Raw genomic sequence first — 11,840 nt, 5'->3', positions numbered from 1 at the left:
CCCGACTTTGCCACTTAATTTAATCTATAATAGAAATTTTTTAGGTAATTTATATATTTTATATATAATTGCCTTTTTTTATTGCAATAACCTATATTTTATGGTATAATATTTATGTCGGTATATACTAAAGTATAGGGGTGATTTTTATGTATATTGAAAAATGTACTAATAATGGTACTGCTTATTTAAGATTAGTTGAATCTTATAGAGCTCCTAACGCTAATGGAGTTAAAGTTGCCAAAAAGAAATTAATATTAAATATCGGACCTTTATCTAAATTTGATGATGGTAAGCCTGACTATGTCCAAAGATTAAAAGAATCTTTCAAGGTTGGTTCTCCTCTTATTGATTCATTAAAACCATATTGTGAAAAAAATCAACCTTTAGAACACTATAAACTAGAATATACCGAAGGTGATCCTTATTTAATTGGCTCTCCTAAATTATATTCTCATATATTAATCGAACAAATCATGAAAGAAATTGGTCTTATAGATTTATTCACTCATTATAAAGCTCAATATAAAATCGAATTTGATTTAGTCGGTTTTATTCGATTATTAGTATATGGTAGATTATTGAACCCAGCTTCTAAGATTGCTACTATAGGTCAAAATGATGATTACTATCAACCTATCATCGACAATCCATATGAATATAATGTTTATGATTCATTAGATTTTGTCTATAAATATCGTAAAACTATATTTAATACATTAAATAAAGCTATGGTAGACAAATTCAATCGTAAGTCATCCTTAGTATTCTATGATGTAACGAACTTCTATTTTGAAATCGAAGATCCAGATGAAGATACCGATGACGAAAAAGGAATACGTAAAATGGGTGTCTCTAAGGAAGAAAGAAAATTACCTATTGTTCAAATGGGGCTATTTATGGATGAACAAGGCTTTCCTATATCAATTGAAATGTTTCCAGGAAACACTTTAGATCACCAAACTGTTACTGATGCCTTAAAGTCATCCATAGATGATATGAAATATGAAAGATTTATATTCGTTGGTGATAGAGGAATGACGAACTATCCCAATCTTCTACATATTACTTCTTTAGGGAATGGTTATATTGTTAGTAAAAGTATTTTAAAAAGCACTAAAAAAGATAAAGAATGGTTACTAGATGATAATGGATATATCTATACTTCTAATGATTTTAAATATAAATCCAGAATAATTCATAAAAAAGTAAAAGATGAATTTGGTAATATAAAAGAAATTACCGAAAAGGAAGTTGTTTATTGGTCTAAAAGATTTGAAGATAGACAAAAACATGAAAATAAATCCTTCCTAGATTTTATTGAAAAACTTAAAAACTCTCCAGAATCATTTAGAATTTCAAAAGCTCAAGCTAAAGATTTAAAGAAATTCTTAAAGTCTGATGTTGAAAACATAGATACAGGGGAACTAATTAATTCACATAAGCTTAAAGCTATGTTAGATATGGATAAAGTTAACTCTTTCAATTCATTGATGGGATATTATAAAATAGTTACTTCTGAGCTTAATATGCCAGATACTGAAGTAATTGATAAATATCATGGATTATCACAAATTGAAGATCAATTTAGAATAATGAAAGGCGACTTAAATACTAGACCTATTCTTGTTAGAACTAAAGAACATATAAATGCTCATCTAATTATTTGTTTCATTTCACTTTTAATATTAAGAATAATTCAATATAAGATTAAAGAATTACCAGACTTTGAAAAAGATGATGATAAATACTGGCAAGAAGGTATGTCGGCAAATAGAATCATTAATTCTTTAAACAAGTGGACAATAGATAAAATGAATGATGAATACTTTAGATTTAATAATATTAATGATAAAGATTTATCTATTATCCTTAATGCCTTCAATATCAATATTCCGGCAAAATTATATAAACCAGCTGAACTTAGAAAGCTTAAAGTAAGCATAAAATTGTGATTGTAGGTACAAATGTAGGTACATAAAAAAACAAAATAAAAAATGGCCTCAACAGGCAAAAAATCCAGTAACCAAGCCAAATGTTACTGGATTTCTTTATATATCAACTGGCAAACTCGGGTTATATCATTATAAAGAATAAAAATAAAGAAAAAATCTCCTACTTTGAGGAGATAGCCTTTTCTATAATTCATCTACTACGTTCTTTACACCAATAACTTCAGGAACATATTCCATAAGTAGTGCTTCAACCCCATCGGTTAAAGTAGAATCTAGTGCTCCACAATCTACACAAGCACCCATCATTTTTACATATACAATGCCATCTTCGAACTTTAGCATTTCAATATCTCCACCCTCACTATTTAAATAAGGGCGAATCTTATCTAATACTTTGTCGATGTCACCTAAAATTTCTTCTGTTGTTCTACCTTTGTTTTCCATAACTACTGTCCTTTATTCTTGTCTGGTCTTGGACCATTAAAATTTTTATTCTTTTTGAAATGATTCTTATTCTTATTGAATCCCTGGCGATTATTGGTATCCCCTTGATTTTCTTCCTTTACTAGATCCTTTTGAGGCTTTGGCTTATTATCCCTGTTATTGTTATTATTATTCTTTTTACGATCCTTAAAGTCATTATTCTTTCTTCTATCTTTCATCTTGGATGGATCAAAGCCCTCACTTGCAGAGACAAAGGTTTGTGTAACAACAGGCTTTTCCTCTTGTTCTTTACTATCCTTTTTCTTGGATGTGCTAGATGAATCTGTATCATCCTTTAAATCCTCGGGTAATTCACCCTTTGGAATAGCATTTATTTTTCTTGGATCAATAACAATATTTGGCTTTCCCTTTTGGCTTGTTTTTAAAACTAAAGATTCCTTATCAAAATTCTCCTTTTGCATAGGATGAATCGTAATACGATCATCTTCTGTATCGATAGGAGCATTCTCTTTTTCTAGCTTATGATATTCCTCTTCTGTTTTTACTCTACGCAAAACAAAAAAAGGACAACCAAAGGCACAAGAAATCTCTAAATAATCCTCAATAAAGCCAAAGTAATTCTCACTCTTTGGGTCTGTGTTAAATCCCTTTAAACGTAGGATTTCTGAAGATATATCTCCAACTATATACATGTCCTTGTCAAAGTATTCCTCAAGATATTTGGATTGGAATGCTTCTAAATTGAATGCTTCTCTATAATTTCTTTTTAGCTCAAACATTCCTTTTGCACATTTAAATACCATATTTTTTCACCGCCACTATTATACACTATTCAACCGATAAATCAAAGATTATTCTTTGGTTAGATACTTATAAAACGCATTTAATCCTAGCATAATATCGTTATAGGTTTCCGTAAAGTTTCCTGTATACCAAGGATCTTTAATATCTCTATTTAATCCAGCATAGGATAATAAAGTATGAATCTTATTTTTAGGGTCTGATGGGATAATATATTTTAGTCCCCATCTATTTTCTTCATCCATTAAAATTATGTAATCAAATTTATCATAATCCTCTTTTGTAATTCTTCTTGCACGCTTTTTAGATGAATCTATTCCTAAAGAATTTAATATTCTTTTAGTACCATAATGAATGGGATTCCCAATTTCTTCACTTGATGTTGCACAAGACTCAATATAAAAATTATCCAAAAGATTATTCTTTTTTACCATATCTTTGAATAAATATTCAGCCATAGGACTTCTACATATATTTCCATGACATACAAATAAAACCTTAATCATATAAACCTCTATTTTAGATAAAAACTGAGGATTTCCTCAGTTTTAATCTACATCATTTTTTACCATGTTGGCTTTTTGTTTTTCTTTATCCTCATACATTTTTTGATCAATTTCATTCATTAGCTCATCAATAGTATAATTATTTAAATCCGCTTTAGAATAGCCAATAGAAATAGTTAATATATATGGAACACTATGTGTCTTATTATAAATAGAAAACTGCTTATAAATACTATGAACTACTTCTCTAATGATCGAATCAACTTGAGTATTCAATATAATAACAAATTCGTCACCTGCATATCTTATAACTGTACCATAAGAAGAAACTGCTTTTCTTAATAATTGTCCTGTTTTAATTAATGCATTATCTCCTTCTTGGTGACCATAAGCATCATTAATATGCTTAAATCCATTTAAATCTAGCATCATTGCTGTATATTCAGCATTTTTACCAGATTTCATCATTTTCTTCTTTAATCTATCTAGGTAATATCTATTATATAATCCTGTAAGATTATCACAATATATTAAATCATTTTGCATACTCATAAGCATACCAGATACTGCCAAAGCAAAGCCAACACTAATTGTTGAAATACCATAATATACTCCTTGGGCTAGCATTCCTAAGGAAGTGGGTACTAAGAATACCCAAATAGGGAAGAACTTAAGAATTCCACCTCTTCTTCTAATTCTTAGAAATAATAGCACACTTTCTGCTAGAACCAATACATCGATTACACTAAATAATATAAATCCAAATAAACCATTATCAATTCTTTGATATACTCCATTAGAATCAACAGTAAACATAAATGGTGCAAAAATATTAATAAAAAGTAAAGTTAATTCTATTCCTATAATTATGCAATAGGCTATAATTCTTTTTTTATTTATATCTCCATTTAGATGTAATACTAAGAATATACTCCAAGAAATAACAGTTAATAAATTAAGTAAATACATCGCACCATTTCCAAAATGGTTGATAAATATAAAGAATCCATTTACTTCATGAACAATATTAGAATTACCATCAACTAAGAATACAATGGGATCTATAATTGCAGATAATCCAATAAAAATCATCATGGCGATTAATGTTTTACTTTCCTTTGAGTTGTCCTTAAGCTTATAGGAACTACCAATTCCAACGGTAAGCAAAGTAAATACTGCAACTGTATTCGTAACTAATATTGATACATAATTTGGAATTGCTAAAAACATTACAATCACCATCCTTTCTTTTTATCTATCCCATTCGGGATGAAGCTCATGTTGCCTCATTTTATCTGCATACATCTTTTGATCTATTTCATTCATGATTTCATCAATCGTTGAATTTTTAAGGCTCGCTTTTGTATAGCCTATAGAAACATATAATGTATATGGAGCTAAATGCTTTTCATTAAAGGCATTAAATTCCTGTCTTATTTGATTAACCTTAGTAAAAACCTCTTCCTCTGAATTCACATTTAGGATAATTACAAATTCATCTCCGGCATATCTTATAACTGTACCTAAAGAGCCAACTATACCTCTTAAAATATTCGCTGTAGTAACTAATGCATCGTCTCCTGCTTGATGTCCAAAATTATCATTGATTTGTTTAAATCCATTTAAATCTAGCATCATTGCAGTGAATGTTGCATTTCCGTGTCTTCCTACCATTCTTTCTCTTAATCTATCCAAATAATATCTATTATATAAGCTTGTTAGCTTATCTCTAAATATCATATCGTTTTGGGAAGCCATTAAAATACCACATAGACCTAAGGCTAAACCCACATAAATAGAACAAATACCATAATATAAAACTTGTACTATAATTCCTGTAATTGCAGGAATATAGAATAACCAAATTGGGAAGAATTTTAAAAGACCTCCCTTTCTTTTTATTCGAATAAAACTGATTATTGGATCTATTACAAATAATGAAACAGCAACAAGCACATTAAATATAAAGCCAATATCTTTTCTATGATATACACCAGATGAATCCACCTCAAATATAAATGGAACAAAGCAATTAACTATTAATGCGATTACATAAACTCCAAATACACAAGATAAAATAATCAATCTTCTTTTTTTAACAAATCCATTTAGATGTGCTATTAAAAATACACCCCAACAAGCAGACATTAATATATTACCTATATAGGTTATTGTATTTCCAAAGATATTAACAAATCTTGTAAAATCATTTTGTGGAACTATTCCATTATTTCCATCGATAAATGAAACTAATGTCTCAAATATACAGCATAAGGATAGAGAAATAATAAGAATCAAAACGGATCTACCTTCTGCCGTTTTAGATTTTACTCTATACATACTTCCAAATGCACAAATGAATAGAATTAAAAGACCTAATGAATCCGCTATAATAATTTCAACTATATTTATTGAATCTGAAAACATTGGCCTCACCTCAAATCAAATAAATTTTTACTGCTCAACTAAACAAACACATTCGCAAGCTAAGGCCAAACCTTCACCTACAAATCCCATCTTCTCCCATGTTGTTGCCTTAATAGATACTATGTTCTTATCTACATTTAGTATCTTAGCAATTGATTCTTGAATACTTTCACGAATTGGTGCAATTCTTACATTCTGTGAATATATTGTTAAATCTAAATTATTTAAATGATATCCTAAATCCAATACCCTTTTGTAGCATTCACGAAGGATAATCTTTGAATCCATATTTAATGTTTTATCTGAATTATCTGGATAGAATGTTCCTAAATCACCTAAGGCTAAGCTTCCAAGTAGTGACTCTGCAACTGCATGTAATACTACATCTGCATCACTATGCCCTAAAAGGCCAAGTGGATAGTTAACTTCTATTCCACCTAAAATTAGTTTTCTTCCTTCAACTAATTTATGTGTATCCCAGGCATGACCAATCCTTATCATAATTTCTTCCTCCAGATTTCTTTAGCAATCTCATAATCTTTAGGGGTTGTAACTTTAAATATCTCCTCATCTGCCTTAACAAGATTAATTTCTATTTCAGGATGATATTTTTCAATTAAGGACATATCATCTGTTGAAGTAAAATTATCCTTTACTGCAGCCTCATATACCTCTTTTAATAGCGTAAGGGAGGCAGCTTGAGGGGTTGCGGCAGCAATTAAACTTTTACGATCTAGGGTTTTTAGCTTACCATTTTCTACTACTTTAATAGTGTCTTTTACTTCTGTGTATGTTAATACAGGAGTCATTTCTTTTCCTTGTTCTATAATCTTATGAATTAAATCTTCACTAACCCACATTCTTGCAGCATCATGAATTAAAACATAATCTCCTGTTGCTTTTTTTAAGCCTAAGTAAACAGACTCTTGTCTTGTAGCACCACCATAAACATATTTAACATTCTTTGCAGGAAGACGCGGAATAATAATATCGCTATCTTCCTTTGAAATAACACATATGACCTCATATCCTAAGGATAAAAATGTATTTAGGGGGAATTCAAATAAATACTTATCACCAAAAGGTAATAAAATCTTATTTCTTTCATATCCCATTCTTGTTCCTCTTCCAGCCATAAGAAGAACTACACTTACCATAAGATCACCCCACAAATACAAGATCTAAGCTTAAATCAAAGCTCTCCATTTCAATATCTAATAAAGCCTCTTTATAAGAAACTCCAATCTTTAATCCTTTATAGCCTGCTAGGTATTTATCATAATATCCTTTGCCATAGCCTAATCTTTTATTATCCTTTGATATAGCTACACAAGGAATAATAAAGCATTCAATTAAATCTCTATCAATTATATGCCCTTTAGGCTCTTTTGTATGAAAAGGACCATCATATAATTCATCATTTAATTTATATTCAATAAAGGATAAATTATCCTTTGTTATAGGAAGATAAAAGCTTTTACCCGGATAGTAGGATAAAAGCCTTAATACACTCATTTCATCTCCTATAGGGTAATATATACCAATATGATTATATTTTGCTAATACATCGGATTTTATAATCTCTTCCACTAAATAATTCTCTAATAAATGCTTATCCTTATTCTTTCTTAAAGAAAGTGCATAAGCTCTAGCTTCCTTCTTTTGCAAGCTACTTCACATCCTTATAGAATGCATAAGATGATTTAAACTGAGGATTTGATGCATATTTTAATGCATATTTAGCATGCTCTAAAGTATCCTTTCTATTACCTGGGTCACTCGAATAGGAAATACCCATATATACTTCTGTTGCAACCTTTTCACTTGCATAGGTTGCACTAACATGTAAAATCTTCTCCTCATTAATTAAAGAATTCTTTAATGCCTCCATACGGTTATAGCTTGTAATAAAGGCAACGAACTCTAATCCAGATACACGATAAATATAACTATTTGTTACATAATTCTTTTTAATATATGCTACATATTGTGATAGCATCATATTACCAACAGGTCTGCCATATTTTTCATTTATTTCAGGAATAGATGCAACACGGAAGTGTGCAACCATAAATACATTATTTTCTTCACTTAATAATTGCTTATAGCGATTCATTAGTTCTGCTTCATTACCAACAGAATCTAATACTGTATTTGTCTTTTCGTAGCGGAAATCATCAACAACATTCATGATACCGCAGAATTCTACAGTACCATTTTGACTAATTTTTTGGCCAATTTCCTTTACATATACATAATAGCTTCCTGTATTGTAACGATATGTAACCTCATAATCCTCGCCACGATTAGAATTTAATACGCTTTGATATAAAGCAATATCATCTGGATGCATATTGGAATAGAATTCTTCTGCATCAAGTGAATTACCATTTAAGGATAGTTTTTCTACTAATACATCATTAAACCAAATGGAATGATTTGTAATATTATTAAAGAAAATACCATCGTTTGTTTTATAAAGTAATGTAGTAAAACGACTACGGATTAAATCAAGCTCATTTTGTGCTTCAGATAAATCCTTCTCCATTCCCATTAAGGATTCTTCATCCTTCATTTCACCCATAAGAATTCTACCGTGGTAAGCTCCTCGAGTGAATATTGGGTCTTCAATGAAATAATATGAACCCTCTTGGCCATCATCTGCTTGAATATTGATTTCTAAAGGATTTCTTTCTCCTTCTTTAACTCTTTTCTCATAATGATAGAAAAATCTCTTTACGTCGTTTTTTAGGGCTTCTGCAGAATTCATTCCAATGATTCTATACTTCATTTCAATGACATCAAAGAAATTCTTTCTTAATGCATCTGCCTCTTCGATTCCTAAATCATTTAAAAAGCAAGAGGAAATAACCTTTACTCTATCTTTTTTGTCTAAGAATACATAAAATTTTGATTCATCTAAGGATGTTGTCAATGCCTTTTGGAATTTTTCATTTGTAATAGAAAAATCAATTGTGCTAAATAGTAAAGCAAATGCACTAATTTCAATGGCAAGCATTCCAAAGTAGGTTAATATCAAATATGAATTGTTTCCAACAGCTTCATTTTGTTTTTTAATCTCCCCAAAGAATACTAATAATAATACTGCAGTAAAGGTAACAATTAAGGATAGTATTAATCTTACCTTTAAAAATTTTCTTTTTACTAAGCACTGTAATAAGACAATGATAACAACTAGTCCAGAAAAAATAACAGGAATTAATGGACTTTGGTTAATATAGTCTATCATAGTTTAAATAGCTCCTTATAATAAAATAGCATTAAAAGAGCGGCGGTAATAACAATGGAAATACCTAAAACAACTAAGGGTTTTACTGGTTTACTGAAATTCCTCTGCGCTTTTGTACGGAATAGAATTGTAAAAGGGGATGTAATGATTTCGATAATTAAATTTATAACTTTCATAATATACCTCCTTAAACAGTGGTTTTACCTAAGTATGTACTTAAGTATTCAATAAGCTCATTTTTGTTGTTCATGCTTTTCATGAATCCTGAGTTTGCAACATGAACATCACCAGTTTCCTCAGATACAATAATAGTAAGTGAGTCTGTAATTTCAGATACACCAATACCAGCTCTATGACGAGAACCAATTGTTTTATCCAAATCTACCTGAGTTAATGTATAATATGCGGCTGCACAGACAATCTTATTACCACGAATGATTACACCACCATCGTGAAGTGGAGAATCCTTAATGAAGATTTGTTCAAGTAATTCTCTTGAAACATCCGCATTTAAAGAAATCGCACGTTCAGCATATTGCTGTAAAGAATAATGCTGCTCAAAAGTAATTAATGCACCAACCTTTAAAGATGACATATTAAACACTGCTTCTGTTACAGCTTCAATAGTAGCTTGTGTAGATGATACTACTAAGGCTTTTTGCTGATCCGATGATTTTGGCTGAACTTCCATAATCTTTCTTAACTCTGGAGCTAAGATAATGATGGATGCAAGAATGTAACATCCCATCGCAGTTGTATAAACAGGACCTGCAATAGGAAGATTTAAAAACTTTGCAACACCATAGAATGCAAAAATGATTAAACCTATAATTATTAAGCTTAAAGCCTTTCTAAATTTTAGCGCTAATAGCACTAAAACAGATACTATTATTAAAGTCAACCAACCATCTAATATCATTCTAGCAACTAGATTTTGGTCGAAAAATGTTTTGATTTTATTGAAAAATTCATCAATCATTTGAAATTACTCCTTTCAAATATATACTACTGCTTTTATTATTATACACGATAATAAGCAAGAAAAAAATAAGAACTCAAGGATTTTCCTTCGGAAAAAGAAAAAAAACACTGACTTTGTCAGTGCTTATCTATAAGAAAGGTAGGTTTGAAAATAAAAATGGTGCCTCAGGGCGGGATTGAACCGCCGACACCAGGATTTTCAGTCCTGTGCTCTACCAACTGAGCTACCGAGGCGAATATTAAATTAGAAAACCTAAATGGCGGTCCGGACGAGACTCGAACTCGCGACCTCCGCAGTGACAGTGCGGCATTCTAACCAACTGAACTACCGGACCATTTTGGTTGCGGGAGAAGGATTTGAACCAACGACCTCCGGGTTATGAGCCCGGCGAGCTACCAGACTGCTCCATCCCGCGATATTTAAAAAAGGTGGCGGAGAAAGAGGGATTTGAACCCCCGCGCGACTTTCATCACCTGTCGGTTTTCAAGACCGATCCCTTCAGCCTCTTGGGTATTTCTCCATAATGTAGTGGTGGATCCAACAGGACTCGAACCTGTGACCAACCGGTTATGAGCCGGTAGCTCTAACCAACTGAGCTATGGATCCAGAAAATTGGTGGCTTCGGAGGGGGTCGAACCCACGACCTTCCGGGTATGAACCGGACGCTCTAGCCAACTGAGCTACAAAGCCATTCTTGTCCTAAGTAATCTACCTGATTTTAAAAAAAATGGTGGAGCTTAGCGGGATCGAACCGCTGACCTCCTGCGTGCAAAACAGGCGCTCTCCCAGCTGAGCTAAAACCCCATCACTTATAATAAAGGTTGGTGCCCTGGGCCGGACTTGAACCGGCACGCCGTGTTAGGGCATGGGATTTTAAGTCCCACGTGTCTACCTATTTCACCACCAGGGCATGTATTTAATATATGCATATATTAAATTTTTAAGAAGGGATGGTGGCTCCGAAGGAATTCGAATCCTTGACCCACAGATTAAAAGTCTGTTGCTCTACCGGCTGAGCTACGGAACCATGTGAATGGTGCCGACTATAGGAATCGAACCCACAACCTACTGATTACAAGTCAGTTGCTCTACCAATTGAGCTAAGTCGGCAGACCTTAATATTTAATAATGGTGGAGGACAACGGGCTCGAACCGCTGACCCTCTGCTTGTAAGGCAGATGCTCTCCCAACTGAGCTAGTCCTCCATATGTTTCAAAGAGAGAGCCTGGCAGCTTCCTACTCTCGCACGATCGAACGTACTACCATCGGCGTAAAAGTGCTTAACTTCTGTGTTCGGGATGGGAACAGGTGTGTCCACTTTGCCATCGCCACCAGACCTTTTCTTTGAAAATTAGATAAAATTTTATTCGAATTAGTTAAGGTTAAGTCCTCGATCTATTAGTACTGGTCAGCTCGAACATGTCACCATGCTTCCACACCCAGCCTATCAACCTTATCGTCTATAAGGGATCTTA

Annotated in this window: 12 protein-coding genes, 11 tRNA genes and 2 rRNA genes; 1 reads left to right on the top strand and 24 read right to left on the bottom strand. The window is 32.0% G+C overall.

All coding sequences use genetic code 11. The annotated features are described in order from the left end of the window. Nucleotides 1–149: 149 nt before the first annotated feature. Complete coding sequence (locus EI71_RS09505) at nt 150–1,955, top strand: IS1634 family transposase (protein ID WP_162849942.1); 1,806 nt, start codon at nt 150–152, stop codon at nt 1,953–1,955. 183 nt (nt 1,956–2,138) lie between these two features. Here EI71_RS09505 and EI71_RS09500 read toward each other — a convergent pair whose 3' ends face one another. From EI71_RS09500 to EI71_RS09385, 24 genes are all read right to left on the bottom strand, one after another. Beyond that, nucleotides 2,139–2,399 carry a NifU family protein gene (locus EI71_RS09500; protein ID WP_119016991.1) on the bottom strand — a complete coding sequence of 87 codons (261 nt, stop codon included), beginning with the start codon at nt 2,397–2,399 and terminating at the stop codon, nt 2,139–2,141. A 2-nt stretch (nt 2,400–2,401) separates the two neighbouring features. After that, on the bottom strand, nt 2,402–3,202 hold the full coding sequence (locus tag EI71_RS09495; RefSeq protein ID WP_119016990.1) for a YutD-like domain-containing protein: 801 nt from the start codon (nt 3,200–3,202) through the stop codon (nt 2,402–2,404). 48 nt (nt 3,203–3,250) lie between these two features. Next, nucleotides 3,251–3,706 carry a low molecular weight protein-tyrosine-phosphatase gene (locus tag EI71_RS09490; RefSeq protein WP_119016989.1) on the bottom strand — a complete coding sequence of 152 codons (456 nt, stop codon included), beginning with the start codon at nt 3,704–3,706 and terminating at the stop codon, nt 3,251–3,253. Between the two features lie 42 nt (nt 3,707–3,748). Continuing rightward, nucleotides 3,749–4,936: a GGDEF domain-containing protein gene (locus EI71_RS09485; RefSeq protein WP_162849941.1), complete on the bottom strand. Its 1,188-nt coding sequence runs from the start codon at nt 4,934–4,936 to the stop codon at nt 3,749–3,751. A 21-nt stretch (nt 4,937–4,957) separates the two neighbouring features. Next, nucleotides 4,958–6,133: a GGDEF domain-containing protein gene (locus EI71_RS09480; protein ID WP_119016987.1), complete on the bottom strand. Its 1,176-nt coding sequence runs from the start codon at nt 6,131–6,133 to the stop codon at nt 4,958–4,960. Between the two features lie 27 nt (nt 6,134–6,160). Then, a complete protein-coding gene (ispF, locus tag EI71_RS09475; protein ID WP_119016986.1) occupies nt 6,161–6,634 on the bottom strand; it encodes a 2-C-methyl-D-erythritol 2,4-cyclodiphosphate synthase in 474 nt (157 codons plus the stop codon). Further along, nucleotides 6,631–7,290, bottom strand: coding sequence for an IspD/TarI family cytidylyltransferase (locus EI71_RS09470; protein ID WP_162849940.1), 660 nt, complete (start codon nt 7,288–7,290; stop codon nt 6,631–6,633). Before EI71_RS09470 ends, ispF begins: the two co-directional genes overlap by 4 nt. A gap of 4 nt (nt 7,291–7,294) precedes the next feature. Beyond that, entirely contained in the window at nt 7,295–7,801 is a 507-nt protein-coding gene (locus tag EI71_RS09465; RefSeq protein WP_162849939.1) for a 5-formyltetrahydrofolate cyclo-ligase, read from the bottom strand. Between the two features lies 1 nt (nt 7,802). After that, complete coding sequence (locus EI71_RS09460; protein ID WP_119016983.1) at nt 7,803–9,383, bottom strand: diguanylate cyclase domain-containing protein; 1,581 nt, start codon at nt 9,381–9,383, stop codon at nt 7,803–7,805. Next, nucleotides 9,380–9,559 carry a hypothetical protein gene (locus tag EI71_RS09455; RefSeq protein WP_162849938.1) on the bottom strand — a complete coding sequence of 60 codons (180 nt, stop codon included), beginning with the start codon at nt 9,557–9,559 and terminating at the stop codon, nt 9,380–9,382. The genes EI71_RS09460 and EI71_RS09455 overlap by 4 nt, the downstream gene beginning before the upstream one ends. Nucleotides 9,560–9,570: 11 nt before the next feature. Further along, nucleotides 9,571–10,362 (bottom strand): diadenylate cyclase, encoded by a 792-nt coding sequence (locus tag EI71_RS09450; RefSeq protein WP_119016981.1) that lies wholly within the window; start codon nt 10,360–10,362, stop codon nt 9,571–9,573. Nucleotides 10,363–10,522: 160 nt separating this feature from the next. Then, nucleotides 10,523–10,598 (bottom strand) — tRNA-Phe (locus EI71_RS09445). 24 nt (nt 10,599–10,622) lie between these two features. After that, nucleotides 10,623–10,699: transfer RNA gene (locus EI71_RS09440), tRNA-Asp, on the bottom strand. Nucleotides 10,700–10,703: 4 nt separating this feature from the next. Beyond that, nucleotides 10,704–10,780 (bottom strand) — tRNA-Met (locus tag EI71_RS09435). A gap of 14 nt (nt 10,781–10,794) precedes the next feature. Next, nucleotides 10,795–10,885, bottom strand: a tRNA-Ser gene (locus EI71_RS09430). 9 nt (nt 10,886–10,894) lie between these two features. Further along, nucleotides 10,895–10,971: transfer RNA gene (locus EI71_RS09425), tRNA-Ile, on the bottom strand. 7 nt (nt 10,972–10,978) lie between these two features. Continuing rightward, a tRNA-Met gene (locus EI71_RS09420) sits at nt 10,979–11,055 on the bottom strand. A gap of 38 nt (nt 11,056–11,093) precedes the next feature. Continuing rightward, nucleotides 11,094–11,169, bottom strand: a tRNA-Ala gene (locus tag EI71_RS09415). Nucleotides 11,170–11,187: 18 nt separating this feature from the next. Beyond that, nucleotides 11,188–11,275, bottom strand: a tRNA-Leu gene (locus tag EI71_RS09410). Between the two features lie 41 nt (nt 11,276–11,316). Further along, nucleotides 11,317–11,392, bottom strand: a tRNA-Lys gene (locus EI71_RS09405). Nucleotides 11,393–11,399: 7 nt separating this feature from the next. Then, nucleotides 11,400–11,475: transfer RNA gene (locus EI71_RS09400), tRNA-Thr, on the bottom strand. A gap of 19 nt (nt 11,476–11,494) precedes the next feature. Beyond that, nucleotides 11,495–11,570, bottom strand: a tRNA-Val gene (locus EI71_RS09395). 18 nt (nt 11,571–11,588) lie between these two features. Then, nucleotides 11,589–11,701: ribosomal RNA gene (gene rrf, locus EI71_RS09390) — 5S ribosomal RNA — on the bottom strand. A 42-nt stretch (nt 11,702–11,743) separates the two neighbouring features. Beyond that, nucleotides 11,744–11,840: ribosomal RNA gene (locus tag EI71_RS09385) — 23S ribosomal RNA — on the bottom strand; the annotation flags it as partial.

Origin of the sequence: Anaeroplasma bactoclasticum, from assembly GCF_003550015.1 — a bacterium.
Classification (GTDB): domain Bacteria; phylum Bacillota_I; class Bacilli_A; order Acholeplasmatales; family Anaeroplasmataceae; genus Anaeroplasma; species Anaeroplasma bactoclasticum.
Note: the sequence above shows the minus strand (reverse complement) of the source record. Positions and strands in the feature narration are given on the sequence as shown.